Here is a 17,442-nt window from a genome sequence, read left to right as displayed (position 1 = left end):
GTGGCCTTTTAAAAATCTAACTGTCAATCACAGGATTAAGGCTCACAATTTCTCCCCTGCGATTTTTTCTCCAGTTTTGTTCTGAATCGTTCAGTGCTACCTGCTTGGTTTTTCCATAAGCCAAGGCAATAATTCGCTCAGGGCTAAGCTCTGCCGTATTTGAGAGCAGGTATCTAATTAGACTGCTTGCCCTTGCAGCAGAGAGTTCCCAATTGCATGGATATCGGCAGGTAGATATTTGATGACTATCCGTGTTGCCTTCCACCTTTACAAAGTTCGGATTTTCTTTAGTAGAGTCCCTACTTTTAATAAGAATGGTCTTGCCCGTATCGATTAAGTACAGACACAGTTTACTTTCACTATCGGCACTATTTCTGCTGAGTTGAGTTTCTTTCGATAATTCGGTGAGGTAAGATGACGTTTTGCTCTTCCACTTCTTCTTTGTTCATCAGTTTTGTTAGCAGACGCATCGCAACCGCTCCGATATCATACATAGGCTGAACAACTGTAGAAAGAGTTGGACGCACCATCGTAGCTAAACGAGTGTTATCGAATCCGAACACTTCCAAGTCCTCTGGTACTCGGATTCCCTTGTCCTGAGCCCCGTGAATAACTCCTAAGGCCATCTCATCAGATGATACGAACACAGCTGTAGGCTTCTCATCTAATTCTAAAAGCTGGTCCAATGCCTCAATACCTGAATCATACGAATAATCACCGCTTACAATCCATTTTTCAGGATCATTACCGCGATCTTTCATCGCACGTTTATATCCTTTAAGTTTCTGATCATTGATAACCGTATCCTCAGGGCCTGCTACAAATGCTACATGCTTATTCTCATGAGATAGAAGCAACTCTGTAGCTTCATAAGCCGCTTGCTCATAATTAATGTTTACAGCTGGAGTTTCTTCACTCTCATCTACTGTAGCTGCTAGTGCGATCGGTACAGAGGCAGTTTTAAATTCACGAATGTGATCCTCTGTAATTTTTCCCCCCATAAACACAAGGCCATCTACTTGTTTTCCTAGCATAGCATTAATAAGGTGAAGTTCTTTATCTTTATTCTGATCAGAATTACTTAAGATGATATTATAATTGTACATCGTCGCTATATCTTCAATCCCTCTAGCTAATTCCGCAAAAAAGATACTTGAGATATCTGGAATGATGACTCCGACCGTTGTAGTCTTTTTACTCGCTAATCCTCGGGCTACAGCATTAGGACGATAGCCAAGACGCTCAATTGCATCGTGTACCTTTTTCCTAGTTGCAGGTTTAACATTCGGGTTTCCATTCACTACTCTTGAGACAGTAGCCATAGAAACATTCGCTTCTCTCGCTACATCATATATTGTTACATTCATCTTGCTTCCTCCTTTGTCGAATCCAGTAGTACGACTTATTTATAAAGTTAATCATACGATAGATAGCGCTGTTCCGCAATGCTCATGTATATACATTACTAAGATACTTTAACATTATAACGGATAACGTTTTAGGAAAAAACTCAAGTGTTCTTTAAAGGACCTATTTATATATTTTCCTAGACAGCAAAAAAAATAAGTCAGGCTAATTTCTAGCCTAACTTATCACAAATCAATTATTTTGTTAACTCTTTCATGAAGGTTTCGAATGTCGGAATATCCATCTGCTGTGCGGAATCTGATAATGCTACAGCTGGGTCTGGGTGAACCTCAGCCATGACGCCGTCCGCGCCGATCGCTAATGCAGCTTTAGCTGCTGGTAACAGTAGATCTCTTCTTCCAGTTGAGTGGGTAACGTCCACCATGACAGGTAAGTGTGTTTCCTGCTTCAAAATTGGTACAGAGGAAATATCCAATGTATTACGAGTGGCTTTTTCGTATGTTCGAATTCCACGTTCGCATAGGATAATATTTTCGTTCCCTCTGGAAATAATGTATTCTGCTGCATTGATGAATTCAGAAATAGTAGCTGACATTCCGCGCTTCAATAAAACAGGTTTGTTAACAGAGCCTGCAGCTTTTAGAAGTTCAAAGTTTTGCATGTTACGAGCTCCGATTTGAATAACATCCAGGTAGTCGAGTGCTTCTTCAAGGTCAGCAGGATTAACAATTTCACTTACTACAGCTAAGTCATTTTCATCCGCTGCTTGTTTTAGCATTTTTAACCCTTCTATACCTAACCCCTGGAAGTCATAAGGTGATGTACGTGGTTTGAAGGCACCACCTCGAAGCAGCTTAAGACCTTGATCTTTAACAGCCTTGGCTACCGTAGATACTTGTTCATAACTCTCTACAGCACAAGGGCCCATGATGAAGTGAGGATTTCCGTCACCAATTTGTTCACCATTGATTTCAACAATCGTGTCTTCTGGTTTTTTCTTTCTAGAAACCAATAATGCTTTTCGATGATCGTCTTCTTGAAGCTCTAAAGCAGCCTTGAAGATTTCTTTGAATAGATGAACGACCGTTGAATCTTCAAACGGCCCCTCGTTATGTTTAGAAAGATGATCTAACATTGCTCTTTCCCTAACAGGATCAAAACGATTCATCCCCTGCTGTTCTTTGATTTTACCAATATCCTTTACCAATTCACCGCGTTTATTAATTAAATTCAAAAGTTGTAAATTAACGTCGTCTAATTGGCTACGCAATTGGTCGAGTTTTTCGTTACTCATATTTTCGTCCCCCTCCTGTTAGTGTATGTTTGTGATGAATAGTGTTACTTTAGATGATAATTAGGGCAATTATAGCTAAAATTTAGAATCTTGTCACCCTTTGAAAGGGCTTTCATTAATAAAAATAAAGAAAATAATACCTTTGATGATTTTCACAACTACATATGTGCTTAAGAACGCTAAGATTTCGCACATAAAGATACTTCTGTGTTCCTTCTTCTTGAAATCTCATTCCAAAGAAAAAAGCCGTGCATTTTATATGCACGGCTTTACTCTACAAATGTTCTCAATCGACTTTCAGTTATTGAGCCATGGCTGTCATGCCAAACCACCTTACCATTCTTGAATAATAAAGCTTGAGGAGACTCGTGACGTACTTGAAACTCTTTTGCAATGCTATTTGAAAGCTGTCTTGACTCCTGGACATGTAGAATGTAACAAGGGACAGAAGCGGTTGATTGAAACTTCTCGTATTCACTTCTTGCAGCTGCGCTGATCGGACAAGTCAAACTGTGTTTTAAGAGAAAAAATTCTTCTTTCGTTTTTAAAAGATTGTTAAATTCGTCTTCTGAGTACAGTACCTGTTGATTCATCGGTTGCCTCCTTACCGTATAAAAATAGTGGAGGCTTGTAGGCCTCCACTATTTGGCACTTAATTAAATGTTAGAGGATGTTGTAGAGTCTTGTTGTCTTTCAAGCTCTTGTGCAGCTTCTTCAATAGCCTCTGCTACTTCCTGTGCTGCTTTTTCTGCTTCATCATCTTCGTTACTGCGGAAACGGTCTTGCAGGGATTTCGTTGAATCCTTCACTTTCGATCCTAGTTGCTGTGATTTTTCTGAAACATTTTTAGAGAGTTGAGAAGAAGATTCCACTGCACGGTTTTTCCATTCCCCGCTCTTTTCGTAAGCTACGTCTTTCCATTCCCCAGCTCGCTCTCTCCATTCACTGGAACTTTCGTTAATGTTATCTCTAAGTTCGCGGCCGGATTTAGGAGCGAATAACAATGCGACTACAGCTCCTACAAGACCTCCGATTAGTGAACCTAGAACAAAATCTCTGCCATTCCCATTATTGTTGTTTTTTACACTCATCAAAATTCCTCCTCATTATTTTACTTCTTCTTTTTTAGCTTTCTTCCATAAATTAATGGCCACTTGCCCCCATTTCATGGCCTGGGCCGCTGTATCCGTGTTACTGTCCGCTGACTTTGTCAGCCCTCTGGACACGGATCTAATGGATTCATTAAACTCTTGAACAGTGTCTCCTATGCCTTTGACGCCATCAACCAGAGTGTTCAGCTTCTGAGATTTTTCTCCGACATCTTCGGCTAATTTATTTGTTTTGTTCAAGAGCGCTGTTGTTTCGAGGGTGATCCCCTCCATTTGCTTCTCCACACCTTCAAGTGTGTCAGCAACGTTGTTCATGGTGCGACGCACAGCTGTTAGTGTCCTTGCCAAGAAAATGACGAGAACAGCAAAAGCCACTGCAGCAATTAATGCAGCAATGTAAAGAATTAAAATCATTCCCCCTGCACACTCCTTCAGTATGTAATTTTTACATTTTAGTAAATACCCATCTTTGTCTAATTTTAAACGGATATCTCTATAAAAGCTTTTATTCGATACATAGATGCAAATATCCTTTAATTATTCTCAAGTTCTGTAAATTTGATTAATAAGATGTAAATAGAAAAGTGCGGATCCTTATCGAACCCGCACTTTTTTCCTAATTTAAAGCTTCATAAGCTTTTTGGAATTTCTGAATATCTCCTGCTCCCATGAATAATAAAACTCCATTACCATAGGTCTTCAAACGATCAATATCATCAATTTGCAGTACCTCAGACTGTGGAATCAATTCCTGTAAATTTTCAATAGTCAGCTTTCCTTCATTTTCTCTTGCTGACCCGAAAATATCACAAAGGTACACATGATCTGCCTGTTCCAAACTATCCGCAAATTCGTTCAGGAATGTTTTTGTTCTTGTGAACGTGTGTGGCTGAAAGATCGCAACAACCGGCCGATCTTTATATTTTTTACGAGCTGAATCGATTGTAGCCGTAATTTCAATCGGATGGTGGGCATAATCGTCAACCAACACCTGTTTATTCCACTCCTTCTCAGTAAACCGGCGTTTCACACCTCTAAAGGTAGAAAGCTTTTTAATCTGATCAGGGGACATATTTTCATAATGACATATTGCAATGACGCTAAGGGCGTTCAAAACATTGTGGTTACCAAACTGAGGAATGGTGAACGTGTCGTAAAAGTTGTTTCTAACAAATACATCAAATACCGTTCCTTCAGTCGTTTCACGAATGTTTTGAGCCTGGAAATCATTCGTATCCTGTAGTCCATAATATACGACAGGCACATTTGCTTGAATATGCTGAAGATGCTCGTCATCCCCACAGGCAATGATTCCCTTTCTCACCTGTTTTGCCATCTGCTGAAAGGCATCAAAAACGTCTTCGACACTTGAGAAATAATCAGGATGGTCAAAATCGATATTAGTCATAATCGCATAGTCAGGATGATATTCGAGGAAGTGACGGCGGTACTCACACGCTTCAAAAGCAAAGTATTGACTTTCTTCATGTCCTCTTCCAGTTCCATCCCCTATTAAGTAAGAAGTCGGGTAATTCTCAGACAGCACGTGGGCAAGCAGACCTGTCGTGGATGTTTTCCCGTGTGCACCAGTTACGGCAATACTTGTGTACTGCTGTAACCATTCCCCTAAGAACTCGTGATATCGATAGAAAGGTAAGCCTTGTTTCTTAGCTTCCTCTATTTCTTCATGGTCATCTCCAAATGCATTTCCTGCAATAATGGTTAGATCACCATGAATATTGTCCTTTGAGAAAGGCATAATTTCAATATTTTTAGCTTCTAAGACTTCTTGAGTAAAAAATTGTTTTTCAACATCAGATCCCTGAACTTTCTTACCCGAATCATGCAAAATCTGGGCAAGAGCACTCATTCCTGTTCCTTTGATACCAATGAAATGGTAAGTTGTCATAAACAAGAACCTCCAAAATAAAGTGGGTCACTTTAAGTATAGTATATGTAACTTTCATTAAGTTGCCATTTTGTCTTCGGCCATATTAGGCTTGGTTTTCCATAACGCTATATCATCTTATCATGGAACGACTGAGAGAGAAAGAGTTGCATCCTTTGTGTAACTGTATTGTCATTAAAATGATAGGTCTCTACCACAGATTATTATATCTTATAAGCAGTAGATGTAAAATCTTTGCTTATGATTATTAGAACCTCTTCTACCATAAAAAAGGCACGAGCGATAAATTTCGCTGGTGCCTAGTTTTTTTATTCTTCATTATATTGGACGTATTCTAAGCGAGGATTAGGCTTATAGCGGCGCCCCTCTTTCGCTTCCGGCTCACCATCAATGAACACATTATCTCCTGTGAAACCGATGCCTATCTTTAACAAACTACCGCCTACCCCATACATGTCCACAGGAACTTTTTTCTGTTCAAATGAACGAATACGGTCTTCAGTGAAGCCTCCACTAACTACAATTTTCACATGCTGATACCCTTCCTTATCAAGCGCACGTCTTAAAGCAAATATAAGTTCAGGATTTACGCCTCTAGGATCGAATGTCCCCATTAAATGCTGATTCCGTAAAAAATACTTATCGACTAAATTACGGGATGTATCCACTCGTACGCCTTTAAGGTCGTCACCGAATTCACGAGCCACTTTCAATGAATCTGTGATGACATCATTATTGTAATCGACCAAAGCCATTAACTGATCATTTGGAAACTGGGTTTGATAAGCTCTCGTCGCTTCGACAACATCCCCTTTGAACATTTGGATAAGCGCATGAGGCATTGTGCCCATTCCTTCTTTCCCCCACCATTCGTTCATGGCATGAGTAGCCTGAGCCGTAGATCCACCGATGAAAGCCGCATATCCGTCTCCAGATTGTTGAGTAAAATGATCATCCCTGTCTCCCATAAAAATGATAGGTTTCTGACGACCAGAGGATCGAGCAGCTTTGACAACATTATAAACATTAGTAGCAACGGAAGTCCGTCTTGCTAAAATCCCGTCTATAATGCCTTCTAGAAAGCCAAAATACTGATAAGGACCCGTTATTGTCATAACCGTTTCATAAGGGCTGATCTTATCTCCATCTTTTAATGAGTGAACCTCTAATTCTTCCGGATGTTCAGCAAACGTGTGGATAAGGGCAATCGCTTCATCTGTGCCACACAATACCGCTTCATCTTTCTGAAAGAATTGCATGGTCACATGATTATCTGGAAGGTGTTTCTCAACTATATCTCTCGTCTTTAAAAAATAGACAGCAGAGAACCATCCCTCAGCTACACGTTCATCAAATTTAAATGTTTTATTTGTTAAGCGGCTGATTTCACCGTTCAGCTTACGTTCTATTTCCTTCATGACTTTACTCCTTAAACATTGAGGTCAAATAATTCATTCTTTGTCAATCATATAAAATTGGGACCTAATTCACAAGCATTTAGAAAAAATCCTTTTCAAACACAGTTATTTATTCAATTATTTCCTGTATTTGCTGTTCTGTTAGCAAAATATCTCTTGGCTTACTTCCTTTTTGCTCTGAAATAATACCGTAGTCTTCCATTTGATCAATTAAACGCGCTGCTCGATTATATCCTACCTTGAACCGACGCTGCAGAAGAGAGGCACTCGCCCCATTTTGTGCGACGACAAATTGAACGGCTTCATCAAACAATGCATCTGTCTCTTCTTCAGAAGAGATTTGCTTCATCAATTCTTCCTGATGGAACAAATAATTTGGCGGAGCGATTTTTTTCACATAGTGTGTAACCCTTTCAATCTCATCATCTGAAACAAATGCTCCTTGAATTCTACGAGGCTGACCTGATCCGTTCTCTACAAAAAGCATATCTCCTTTACCAAGCAGTTTTTCCGCACCTCCTGAATCAATAATGGTACGGGAATCGACCTGAGAAGAGACACTAAATGCAATTCTAGTTGGAATATTAGCTTTGATCAGGCCTGTAATAACGTCAACTGAAGGTCTCTGCGTAGCAAGGAGCAGGTGCATGCCGCATGCTCTTGCTTTTTGAGCAATTCGACAGATGGAATCCTCTACATCTTGAGGAGAAACCATCATTAAATCTGCCAGTTCATCGATGACGATGACCATATACGGCATTTTTTCTTCACGTCGTCCACTCTTAATCATCTTGTCATTGTAGCGCTCTACATCTCGTACGCCTTCTTTGACGAACTTTTCATAACGTTCTTCCATTTCTTTGACTGCCCATTTCAATGCAGTGGTTGCTGCCTTAACGTCCGTAATAACTGGGGACACGAGATGAGGCAGGTCATTATAAGGTGCTAATTCTACCATTTTAGGATCAATCAGCAGGAACTTTACGTCTTCATGGTGAGCTTTATATAAAAGACTAATCAAAATTGTGTTGATACAAACACTTTTACCAGACCCAGTCGCACCCGCAATTAATCCGTGCGGCATCTTTTTCAAATTCGTTACGACAGAATCTCCTCCAATATCCAAACCTAACCCTACAGATAACGGAGATTTGTCTCCTTGGAAAGGTTGTGATTCGAAGATTTCCTGCAGTCCAACCATTTGGGGCTGTTGGTTTGGAACTTCAATTCCTACAGCTTGTTTGCCTGGAATTGGAGCTTCAATACGGATATCTCTTGCTGCCATGCTAAGCTTAATGTCATCTGCAAGATTCGTTATTTTGCTGACCTTCACTCCAGGTTCTGGTTGAACTTCAAATCTTGTAACTGTCGGTCCTTTCATTGCATTGACAACTTTAGCACGAACGTGAAAATGCCTTAAGGTCGTTTCTAACAATTCCATCTGATCTTTAATCCATTGGTCATCGCCATCTGCAGCTCGAACAGGGTCCTCTAGTAAATAAAGTGGAGTCTGGTAATGTTCTTTCACAGCTTGATTTTCTATTGTCACCTTTTCCTGTGACTTTTGTGCTTCTAGGTTCTCTTTTTTTGTTTCTTCTTGCTTAGAGAAAGGCTTTCTATCTCGAGAACGCTTGTCCCTTGGTGTCATGATCACATTAAAAGGTACGGTTCTTTTTTGTGAACTCTCTTTCTTCCTAGGTGGAGTTTGTTTCTTCACTTCTTCTCCAGGCTTTTCACTTTGATTTGATGAGCTTTTGGCTTCACTCTTTTGTTCGTCTGTCTCTACAAGAGTTGGTGAATGGTTAGAATCCAAATCATCAGATTGTGGATCAGAAGTCTCCACTTTCGTTTCTTGGTCGTGGTCTGTTTCCACAGAGTTCTGACTTTCACTCTCATTTGCTAAAGTGTTTTCTTCTTCAACTGGCTCTTCGCCATTCACTTCTGTTTCTTCTTCGATAGAGGACTCCGAATCACTGAAATCAAGGTACTGCTCCTCATCCTCGTTATGGTTGTCATCGTTTAATTCGATTGTATCTTCAAGCTCTTCCCTATCACTTTCTTCTAGTTGTTCCGTCTCTTCAGAGAACATTATGCTTTCATTTTCCTCGACAGGGTTCTGAATAGAGAATCCTGTTTCATTAGTACTTAAGCCGTTGTCGTGTTCCTGCGGCTCTTGTTCAGTCAGGATTTTTCCCGTTTGCTCTTGTTTTTCAAAATCACTTTCTTCAACTTCTGCTGACTGTTGGCTTTCTTCTTCATCCTTACATTCTTCGTTCAGCTGGTCTTTTTCATGAGCGCTTAAAGGATTATCTTCATCTGTCTGCTCATTCTTAAGCAGACTATCATCAGCCTCTTCTGTATCCTCATCATAATCTTCTTCCATGGTTAATAGATTATTTAATGGCGAGGATGACTGTTTTTTAAGAGAACTTGGAAGATTCGCTTCGTTCTTTTCTGTAACGGTATCGTGATTCCATTCTGTTACCGAATGTTCATCTTCTGTATGAACCTCCGTCTTACCTTTTTCGTAAGGGCTTTTTCCTTCTTTTACAATAGATAGGGGATCCTTTTTCACAGCACGCTGCGTTTCTAGCGTAGCCGCTTCTTCTCTAGCCCATTCGGCGGAGCGAGCATGGGGATCACCTTCCTTTGGTTGTTCCTTTTTCCCGTTTCTCTCAAATTGTTTCTGAAGGGCATTTCGACTGGTACGTTCTTTATCTTCCGTGACCCTGCTTCGCAAGCGTTTCCTAAGTTCTTGCCATTCAGCATCATCAAGCGCTCTTGTTTCTTGTTCTTTATTGGGTACAACTGTACTTTCTAATTTTTCCAGACCAACAGTCAATTGCCGGCTGTGATAGCCGTAAATTGGTGAAGGAACATCTGAGGGAGTGAAAGGAATGGATGATGTTTCAGGAAGTTCTGACTTATCTTCCTTCCTATTTTTGGTATGTCTTCTGTCTTCTTTAGTCCTTTCTTTCTTCTCCTCATACTTATCATGATGGTGTTTTTCATTGTCATTCCTTCTTCTTTCTCTCTTCTCAGGCTTCGTTTCCTGAGAGCTGTTAGAGTCATTCGACGTTTGGTCAGGGTCAGGAATTACCGGAAAACGAAATTCTCCTTGTTTAGGATATCGATATGTCATTCTAGTTTTGGCATTCATCTCACTACGTTCATACTCACGTTGCTTTTCAGGTTGAGGGGTATCGTTCTTATCAGCTTCATCAAACCATTTTTTCAGTTTGTTTTTGAATTCATTCCACATTTTTTCTCACTCTCTTTTCTTATGTAAATCATTCTTTGTGGTACCTTTTATTTTAACAGTTTTCTTACGATTATTGGTTTACAATCGCTTTAAAAATGACTATTTTATCAAAAAAAAGCAAAGTAGCTAAGCTACTCTGCTTTTAACTTAAATTAAAATTCAAACGGATGGCCGGCTTGATAACTGTCTTCTAACACTAGAATTCCTTTTTCTTTCGGAGCATCCGGTAACCCAAGCTCCTTGGCTGAGCAAATCATTCCGGTGGATGGGATCCCGCGAAGCTTTGCATCTTTAATCTTCATTCCACTTGGCATTGTAGCGCCTACTTTCGCAACCACCACATGTTGCCCTTCATCGACATTCGGTGCCCCACAAACAATTTGAAGTGTTTCTTCACCTACGTCCACCTGACAGACACTCAATTTATCTGCATTCTCATGTGGGTTCTTCTCTTTTACATATCCCACTACAAATTTTGGACTTAAATCAAAATCAAGCACGTCGTTAAGCTGGTTCTTAGAAAATAGATCTTTGATCGGTGCCAACATCTCTTCTGTCAGTCTCATTTTTCCTTGACTTGGAATGTTGAAATAGGTCGAAGCATTAAAAATATTGTAACCTAGAAGAGAGCCATTTGTTCGATCAGTAATCTTTACAACGTCTCCATACTGTTCATGTTTGATCGTATTACGGTCGCCTTCTTTAATAGGGATGATCAATACATCACCAATACCTTTTAAATTGTAGAACACATCCATAAATCTAATCTTCCTTTCCATTCTGTTTAGGTTTTTTCTGAGCTAGAATAAAAATAGGCTCAAGCTCTTTGTTTTCGTATAAGAAAGAGAGAGAAGTGATTGGAACTGTCCCTTCAGCAAAGAACTTCATAGCCATCTGAGCAATAATGTCGTATCCTTCTGGATTTTGCACATCGGCAAAAATGATGACATCCTGGTGAGGGATACTGATAGCCAATTCCCCTTTGCATTCAGCCTTTAATTCTTCAAGCAGCACTTCATTCAAGATTCGGCTCGCATCATATCCATCTTGAGTAGAATGGAAATAAAAGTCGTTCCCGTATACCGTATCTTTTTTCATCTTTACTGGCAGGGAGCGAACGTTGAAACTTGCTACTTCCTTCATACGCTCTTTCGTCCAGTCTTCCTTTTCAAGCATGGATTCATCAATCAGCTGATAGGATTTACCAAGATCCAGGGCGTAATAGATCCTTGTCTCAGCTGTATGATCCGTGTACACTAATTTCTTTCCCTGCTCTGTTTCTGTAGGGAAAGAAGCTGCACGGATGACTGGGAAAATTTTTTCTTCTTTCCCGGTGAGATGATGGGTTTCATTCATAACCCTCAGAGCTTCCTGGACATGATCTTCTAATTCGTCAAGCGCTTCTTCTCCTCGTGCTTCATATTTAGAAATCACGTTTGGCAAAGTTATGGTTATGCCATCCCCTGACTCACGCCACTCAATACGGAATGTGTCTTTGTCTCGATTAAAGATGGTTTTCCATTCATTCCTTTGCAAACGTTCTTCTAATTTCTTCTTCATCTTTATACTCGTCATCTTCATGTTATTTTCCTCCTTCGATGATGGAAGAAATGGATCTCCGATCTAGTTATCGTATATCTTGTACCTCATCCTATTATACACATCATTAGCTCCTGAAAAAAGTAAACAAGCTGTGCTAGAGCACAGCTTGTTATTTACTTACATTACGTAAGAATTCTTCAATCTCTTCTTTGGTTTTTCTGTTTTTGCTTACAAACCTTCCTACTTCTTCTCCATCTCTAAAAGCAACGAAACTTGGTATCCCGAAGACGTCATTCTCTGCACAGACATGTATGAATTGATCTCTATCTACATAAACGAAAGACCAATTATTGAACTGATCCTCTAGTTCAGGAATGAATGGTTCAATGACTCTGCAATCTGGACACCAATCAGCGGAGAAGAGCAGAATAACTGATTGAGATTCCATTAATTCTTTTAAATGTTGATCGGATTCAAGTGTAATCAAGATATCCACCTCCACAATTATTCTAGCATAGGTTTACTCATATTCAATCCTCATGTCACCTGGCTGAATCCAGCCCTTTCTTCTAAACCAGAAAGCGATCACCCCGCTAATTAAAGCAGGCGCCAAGAAATGAAGAACAAAGATGACTCCAACAATTTGCCACGAGAATCCCATAGCTTCAAATGTCATGATCTGTCCAACTAGACCGCTCGTCCCCATACCTGCCCCAGCAGCGTTATTTTCTAACGTTAACCATACCGTTGCAATAGGAGCCAGAACTGCTCCAGCAATAGTAGGGGGCACAATAATGAGAGGCTTTTTGACGACATTTCCTATTTGAAGCATAGATGTACCGATTCCTTGTGCGATGAATCCGCCAAAACCGTTATCTTTGTAACTAATCGTTGCGAAACCAATCATCTGAGCCGCACAGCCAACAGTGGCTGCTCCCGCTGCAACCCCCTCTAGAGAAAGCATAAGTGCAATGGCCAAACTTGAAATGGGAGCAGTCAACGCAAGTCCCATTAAAACTGCTACAAGAATACCCATAATAAAAGGCTGTTGGAGAGTAGCCCAATTAATCACTTCTCCAAACGTAGTCATAAAGCTTCCGATCGGCGATCCAATTAAAGAACCAACAAGAAACCCAACCGTAATAGTCGCAAATGGGGTAAGAATAATATCTATTTTCGTCTCTTTACTTACAATTTTACCGAATTCTGTAGCTGCTAATGCTGCTATATAGCTTCCAGCAGGTCCACCCATTTCAGCCCCTAGAGCACCACTGAACAGGGAGGCGAAAATAACAAGTGGCGGGGCTTTTAAACCAAAAGCGATGGCAGCTCCAATCGCCCCTCCCCAAATTTTCGTATCCATCGCAAACGTACCCATTTCAATTAATGATTGAGAAACAACGCCTAAACTTGTTTGCTCTCCGATCGTTTTCATAATCAAACCAATAATTAAAGATGAAAACAAGCCTAGAGCCATGTAGCTTAGGGCCGTAATCAAATAAGTATGAACAGAAATGCGAACTCCTTTTCGCTCTAAAAATTGCTTCATCATTGTCCCCCTTTATCCGAAATTAATATTATACTTTAATTTAACATGTGTAAATACACCACGGGTGAATTTTGCTCATCAATTCACTAAGACTTCATCTATAAGACACAATGTTCTAAAAGTGTATTTACGACTAGTTTACACTTAACATTCCTCAGAGGGTATTAATGAAACTAATCAGAAGTTCTGTGAGCATTATCTAAAATTTATTGTAAGTAGTTTTACATGTTCTACTCAGGTGATTGGATGAAATCATCCATCCAAGAGGGGAAATGATAAAGAAGAGCGAAAAGATACATTTCTTCTGCATCCTTCAAAGATGAAGACTTTATGTAAAAAGTTTCCTTACTGGACACTAGAGCTCTCCTGTTTCATACTTAAAATAGAGTTTATCTTGAGGAGGTAGTTGAATGGAATTAACTGTCTATTTAGCTGGTCAAATTCATGATGACTGGCGTCAACAGCTAAAAAACAATGCCAAACAACGAGACTTACCTATTCATTTTGTAGGACCACAAGAAAATCATGAAAGATCTGACGATGTCGGAGAGGCCATTATGGGCAAACAGCCAGACAATGTGTACCGTGATGATGCAGCGTCTAGCGTAAATAACTTCAGAACCCAAGTTCTATTACAGAAATCAGATGCAGTCATTGCTCTATTTGGGGAGCAATACAAACAGTGGAATACCGCAATGGATGCAAGTGCAGCTATCCAGCTCCGTAAGCCGCTGATTTTGGTCAGACCGGAATCTTTAGTTCATCCATTAAAAGAATTATCCAACCAGGCAAATATCACCGTAGAAACCATCGATCAGGCTTTGGATGTTCTAAGCTACATCTATGAATAAAAAGAAGAGGTGTATCCATAAACTGGATACACCTTTTTCATTGATAAAATTCCCATTGCCCTTTCAATAACTTTACGACGTGCATGAACATTTCTTCACGCTCGACAGCCCCATTTGTGAAAATGCCGATAGCACCTTCATTCTTTCGCACATCATTCTTATTCGCATAATTATCCATAACCTCTCCAAGTTCTTTTCCCTTTTCCAATTCTTCTTTAATCTCATCAGGTAACGGGATTCTTGCGCCACTAGCTGTAAAAACGTTCTCTTTTTGATCTACGAGGGCGCCCCAATTACATAAATAGAGGTCTCCCTCGATTTCCATCACGCCACCCTCTAGACCGATGCCAAAATTCCCTTTATTCATAGCCGCACATTCCCTGGCACGATTTATCGCCCCTTCGAGTGTTTCTTCATCTGAAAATGGCTGAGCAGCAACTTTGGATTCAACATCCATACCAACCACTTCATCTTCAGAAAAAACTTGTTTGACTGAATCAATTTTTGCAGGGTTATTCGAACCGACGTAAATTTTCACAATACGATACACCTTTCTCTTTTACCATACTATTTTGATAATGATAGCATAAAGCCACGCATGCTGACATCAGCATCGCGTGACTTTATGATAACTATACATTCCTTTTTATCAAATCAACTGTATTTTGATCCGTTGTTTTTACTAAATGAACAAGCAATTCTTTAGCAGCTGCATAGTCGTCAACATGGATGATTGAGGAAGAGGTATGGATATAACGTGAGCAAATACCTACTACAGCAGACGGAACACCGTTGTTCGCAATGTGTACTCTTCCTGCATCTGTACCCCCTTGGGAAATAAAGTATTGATACGGAATATCGTGGCTTTCTGCTGTATCCAAAATGAAATCGCGAATGCCACGATGGGTGACCATTGACTTATCAAGAATACGTAATAAAGCACCTTTTCCTAACTGGCCGAACTCTTTCTTATCACCACTCATATCATTTGCGGGAGAAGCGTCGAGGGCATAAAAGATATCCGGATCAATCATGTTCGCAGCTACTTGCGCTCCTCTTAATCCAACTTCCTCTTGAACCGTCGCTCCTGAATATAACTTGTTAGGAAGTTTTGTATGTTGAAGCTCTTTGAGTAGTTCAATAGATAATCCACACCCATAACGGTTATCCCATGCTTTTGCTAGGACTTTTTTATCGTTGGCCATTGGAGTAAATGGACAAATCGGAACGATCGACTGTCCTGGCTTAATTCCAATTGCTTTAGCATCTTCACGGTCATCAGCGCCGATATCAATAAGCATATTTTTCATCTCCATCGGTTTTTTGCGCTGTTCAGGAGTTAAGTTGTGAGGAGGAATGGAACCAATGACACCTACAACAGGTCCTTCCTCTGTGATGACTTGTACACGTTGAGCAAGCAGGACCTGGCTCCACCATCCGCCCAAAGTTTGAAAACGAAGCATACCGTTATCGGTGATTTGAGTAACCATGAACCCTACTTCATCCATATGACCGGCTACCATCAATGTTGGACCTTTGCCATCGCGCAGACCAAATACGCCACCAAGGCGATCCTGAACAATTTCATCTGAATACTTCTCTAGTTCTTGTTTCATGAATTTTCTTACCAGATGTTCGTTACCAGGAGCCCCCGGCAATTCCGTTAACGTTTTAAAAAGCTCTCTCGTTTCTACATTCATCGTATGTACATCTCCTTTTTATACGTCTCCCTCTATTCTAACGAAACTTTGAAAACGTTTCTACAAAACAGCAGGAGATATGTTTTGATTTCCTTTTAACGGGAATTTTTAGTATACTGAAGATTAGAAATAAGTTGTGAGGTGATTGTTTGATGAATTGGAAAAAAGTCGCAATAGCTGCTGGTGTAGGAGCACTTGCTGGCTATGTAGTAAAAGAGCAATTAGGTAACAATCAAGGAGTTACGCCTGAAAAAGCATTAAAAATTGCTAAAGAGGCGTTCAAAAAGCAAGGCCCAATCAGCGGGTCATGGATTTACATGAAACCTGAAGAATTGAATAAAAACGGCATCAACTACGATGTATATCGTGGCGGGATTTCCAAAAATCAAGACGGGGAAACATCTCAATTTGAATTTTATATCGATACAGAAACGGGTACAATCGTTGATGTAGCTGAAACTACTGCTTAACATTAACCCAAGAGCCTCCGCATTAAGCGGGGGCTCTTGTTCATTTAATCTTCATATGAATAAGTTTGTCTTTTTACATGGTCTATAACTTCACCATTCTCATTAAATTTTATTGCTCTGTAATGAGCATCATGGTAAAAAACATACCATGCTTTTCTTTCATAACCAAAACCCATCCATTTCTGTTTTTCGTGAACGGATGTGACCGGATAATCGTCATACGCTAACGCCCATAAAACGTTTTGGTGAGCATGCGTAGGCATAATATCCGCCATGTGAATGAAAGTTTCGTTCTCATCTTCAAACAAAACAATCGAGTGACCATCACTATGCCCGCTCGTATGGATCATCTGTAATCCCGACAATACTTCAATCGACTTGTCATAAGTATGTACATGTTCTACAACCGGCTTCCAATTCTGTTCCCAATAGGTATTTTTTGATCGTATGTTTGGGTTCCTCATTTCATCCCATTCCGTCTGACTCGTATAAATCATTGCATGCGGAAAAGTTGGAACAAGTTCTTCACCATCCCACATCGTAAGACCACATGCATGATCGAAGTGCAGGTGAGTCATCAAGACATAATCGATATCCCCTCTTGTTAAACCTAGTTCATTTAAAGATCGATCGATATTCGATTCTTCCTTCACCCCAAAATTCCGCTTCTGCTTGGCTGTCAGCTTACCGTTGCCCATTCCAGAATCTATGACCAACCGTTTGCCATCAAGTTCTACTAATATCGGGTCCGTTCTAAGCTCAATCTGATTTTTATCATTGACCGGATACTTTTTACTCCATAAAGGCTTCGGCACGACACCAAACATAGCCCCTCCATCCATATGAGTGACTCCGCCGTTTAACCATGTTAACCTGGCGCGGCCAATCTGCATCGATTCCATATCAACATCCCCTTCCATACAAATATAGCTCTAGTCTACCATAATGACTAGAGCTAATGTAAACGGTA

General features: G+C 40.2%; 18 protein-coding genes. 2 read left to right on the top strand and 16 right to left on the bottom strand.

The window, feature by feature from the left end:
* Positions 1–16: 16 nt before the first annotated feature.
* From ACRYKC_RS16805 to ACRYKC_RS16745, 13 genes are all read right to left on the bottom strand, one after another.
* The gene (locus tag ACRYKC_RS16805; RefSeq protein WP_433808430.1) at positions 17–265 is read right to left on the bottom strand and encodes an OmpA family protein; all 249 of its coding nucleotides are present in this window, start codon (positions 263–265) and stop codon (positions 17–19) included.
* Positions 266–368: 103 nt separating this feature from the next.
* Positions 369–1,367: a catabolite control protein A gene (gene ccpA / locus ACRYKC_RS16800; RefSeq protein WP_433808428.1), complete on the bottom strand. Its 999-nt coding sequence runs from the start codon at positions 1,365–1,367 to the stop codon at positions 369–371.
* A gap of 236 nt (positions 1,368–1,603) precedes the next feature.
* Positions 1,604–2,662 (bottom strand): bifunctional 3-deoxy-7-phosphoheptulonate synthase/chorismate mutase, encoded by a 1,059-nt coding sequence (locus ACRYKC_RS16795; RefSeq protein WP_433808426.1) that lies wholly within the window; start codon positions 2,660–2,662, stop codon positions 1,604–1,606.
* Positions 2,663–2,931: 269 nt separating this feature from the next.
* Positions 2,932–3,255 carry a bacillithiol system redox-active protein YtxJ gene (gene ytxJ, locus ACRYKC_RS16790; protein ID WP_433808424.1) on the bottom strand — a complete coding sequence of 108 codons (324 nt, stop codon included), beginning with the start codon at positions 3,253–3,255 and terminating at the stop codon, positions 2,932–2,934.
* Between the two features lie 63 nt (positions 3,256–3,318).
* On the bottom strand, positions 3,319–3,753 hold the full coding sequence (locus ACRYKC_RS16785) for a YtxH domain-containing protein (protein WP_433808422.1): 435 nt from the start codon (positions 3,751–3,753) through the stop codon (positions 3,319–3,321).
* Between the two features lie 15 nt (positions 3,754–3,768).
* Complete coding sequence (locus tag ACRYKC_RS16780; RefSeq protein ID WP_433808420.1) at positions 3,769–4,185, bottom strand: DUF948 domain-containing protein; 417 nt, start codon at positions 4,183–4,185, stop codon at positions 3,769–3,771.
* Between the two features lie 202 nt (positions 4,186–4,387).
* Complete coding sequence (gene murC, locus ACRYKC_RS16775) at positions 4,388–5,680, bottom strand: UDP-N-acetylmuramate--L-alanine ligase (protein WP_433808418.1); 1,293 nt, start codon at positions 5,678–5,680, stop codon at positions 4,388–4,390.
* A 308-nt stretch (positions 5,681–5,988) separates the two neighbouring features.
* Positions 5,989–7,098, bottom strand: coding sequence for a nicotinate phosphoribosyltransferase (locus ACRYKC_RS16770; protein ID WP_433808416.1), 1,110 nt, complete (start codon positions 7,096–7,098; stop codon positions 5,989–5,991).
* Positions 7,099–7,207: 109 nt separating this feature from the next.
* Complete coding sequence (locus ACRYKC_RS16765; protein ID WP_433808414.1) at positions 7,208–10,360, bottom strand: DNA translocase FtsK; 3,153 nt, start codon at positions 10,358–10,360, stop codon at positions 7,208–7,210.
* A gap of 152 nt (positions 10,361–10,512) precedes the next feature.
* A complete protein-coding gene (gene ytpR / locus ACRYKC_RS16760) occupies positions 10,513–11,118 on the bottom strand; it encodes a YtpR family tRNA-binding protein (RefSeq protein WP_433808412.1) in 606 nt (201 codons plus the stop codon).
* 4 nt (positions 11,119–11,122) lie between these two features.
* Positions 11,123–11,941, bottom strand: coding sequence for a DUF1444 domain-containing protein (locus ACRYKC_RS16755; protein ID WP_433808410.1), 819 nt, complete (start codon positions 11,939–11,941; stop codon positions 11,123–11,125).
* A 130-nt stretch (positions 11,942–12,071) separates the two neighbouring features.
* Positions 12,072–12,389, bottom strand: a complete 318-nt coding sequence (locus ACRYKC_RS16750; protein WP_433808408.1) for a thioredoxin family protein — start codon at positions 12,387–12,389, stop codon at positions 12,072–12,074.
* A 33-nt stretch (positions 12,390–12,422) separates the two neighbouring features.
* Entirely contained in the window at positions 12,423–13,451 is a 1,029-nt protein-coding gene (locus ACRYKC_RS16745; RefSeq protein WP_433808406.1) for a PTS sugar transporter subunit IIC, read from the bottom strand.
* Positions 13,452–13,861: 410 nt separating this feature from the next.
* Between ACRYKC_RS16745 and ACRYKC_RS16740 the strand changes: the two genes are divergently transcribed.
* Positions 13,862–14,302, top strand: a complete 441-nt coding sequence (locus ACRYKC_RS16740) for a YtoQ family protein (protein WP_433808404.1) — start codon at positions 13,862–13,864, stop codon at positions 14,300–14,302.
* 37 nt (positions 14,303–14,339) lie between these two features.
* Here ACRYKC_RS16740 and ACRYKC_RS16735 read toward each other — a convergent pair whose 3' ends face one another.
* Together ACRYKC_RS16735 and ACRYKC_RS16730 are read right to left on the bottom strand one after the other, a co-directional pair.
* Positions 14,340–14,840, bottom strand: a complete 501-nt coding sequence (locus ACRYKC_RS16735) for a DUF84 family protein (RefSeq protein ID WP_433808402.1) — start codon at positions 14,838–14,840, stop codon at positions 14,340–14,342.
* A gap of 94 nt (positions 14,841–14,934) precedes the next feature.
* Positions 14,935–16,002, bottom strand: a complete 1,068-nt coding sequence (locus tag ACRYKC_RS16730; RefSeq protein ID WP_433808400.1) for a M42 family metallopeptidase — start codon at positions 16,000–16,002, stop codon at positions 14,935–14,937.
* A 152-nt stretch (positions 16,003–16,154) separates the two neighbouring features.
* Between ACRYKC_RS16730 and ACRYKC_RS16725 the strand changes: the two genes are divergently transcribed.
* Positions 16,155–16,472, top strand: coding sequence for a PepSY domain-containing protein (locus ACRYKC_RS16725; RefSeq protein WP_085029240.1), 318 nt, complete (start codon positions 16,155–16,157; stop codon positions 16,470–16,472).
* A gap of 44 nt (positions 16,473–16,516) precedes the next feature.
* On the opposite strand, the gene ACRYKC_RS16720 is transcribed toward ACRYKC_RS16725, so the two are convergent.
* On the bottom strand, positions 16,517–17,374 hold the full coding sequence (locus ACRYKC_RS16720; protein WP_433808398.1) for a YtnP family quorum-quenching lactonase: 858 nt from the start codon (positions 17,372–17,374) through the stop codon (positions 16,517–16,519).
* Positions 17,375–17,442: the final 68 nt, after the last annotated feature.

The organism is Halobacillus sp. A1-3 (assembly GCF_050971765.1).
In the GTDB taxonomy this organism is placed as follows: Bacteria; Bacillota; Bacilli; order Bacillales; family Halobacillaceae; genus Halobacillus; species Halobacillus mangrovi_B.
The sequence above is the reverse complement of the archived record's forward strand: the minus strand, read 5'-3'. Positions and strand labels throughout refer to the sequence as shown.

Coding starts and splice junctions, on each gene's coding strand:
- ccpA (WP_433808428.1), bottom strand. CDS start 1,367: ATGAATGTAACAATATATGATGTAGCGAGAGAAGCGAATGTTTCTATG.
- ACRYKC_RS16795 (WP_433808426.1), bottom strand. CDS start 2,662: ATGAGTAACGAAAAACTCGACCAATTGCGTAGCCAATTAGACGACGTT.
- ytxJ (WP_433808424.1), bottom strand. CDS start 3,255: ATGAATCAACAGGTACTGTACTCAGAAGACGAATTTAACAATCTTTTA.
- ACRYKC_RS16785 (WP_433808422.1), bottom strand. CDS start 3,753: ATGAGTGTAAAAAACAACAATAATGGGAATGGCAGAGATTTTGTTCTA.
- ACRYKC_RS16780 (WP_433808420.1), bottom strand. CDS start 4,185: ATGATTTTAATTCTTTACATTGCTGCATTAATTGCTGCAGTGGCTTTT.
- murC (WP_433808418.1), bottom strand. CDS start 5,680: ATGACAACTTACCATTTCATTGGTATCAAAGGAACAGGAATGAGTGCT.
- ACRYKC_RS16770 (WP_433808416.1), bottom strand. CDS start 7,098: ATGAAGGAAATAGAACGTAAGCTGAACGGTGAAATCAGCCGCTTAACA.
- ACRYKC_RS16765 (WP_433808414.1), bottom strand. CDS start 10,360: ATGTGGAATGAATTCAAAAACAAACTGAAAAAATGGTTTGATGAAGCT.
- ytpR (WP_433808412.1), bottom strand. CDS start 11,118: ATGGATGTGTTCTACAATTTAAAAGGTATTGGTGATGTATTGATCATC.
- ACRYKC_RS16755 (WP_433808410.1), bottom strand. CDS start 11,941: ATGAAGATGACGAGTATAAAGATGAAGAAGAAATTAGAAGAACGTTTG.
- ACRYKC_RS16745 (WP_433808406.1), bottom strand. CDS start 13,451: ATGAAGCAATTTTTAGAGCGAAAAGGAGTTCGCATTTCTGTTCATACT.
- ACRYKC_RS16740 (WP_433808404.1), top strand. CDS start 13,862: ATGGAATTAACTGTCTATTTAGCTGGTCAAATTCATGATGACTGGCGT.
- ACRYKC_RS16730 (WP_433808400.1), bottom strand. CDS start 16,002: ATGAATGTAGAAACGAGAGAGCTTTTTAAAACGTTAACGGAATTGCCG.
- ACRYKC_RS16725 (WP_085029240.1), top strand. CDS start 16,155: ATGAATTGGAAAAAAGTCGCAATAGCTGCTGGTGTAGGAGCACTTGCT.
- ACRYKC_RS16720 (WP_433808398.1), bottom strand. CDS start 17,374: ATGGAATCGATGCAGATTGGCCGCGCCAGGTTAACATGGTTAAACGGC.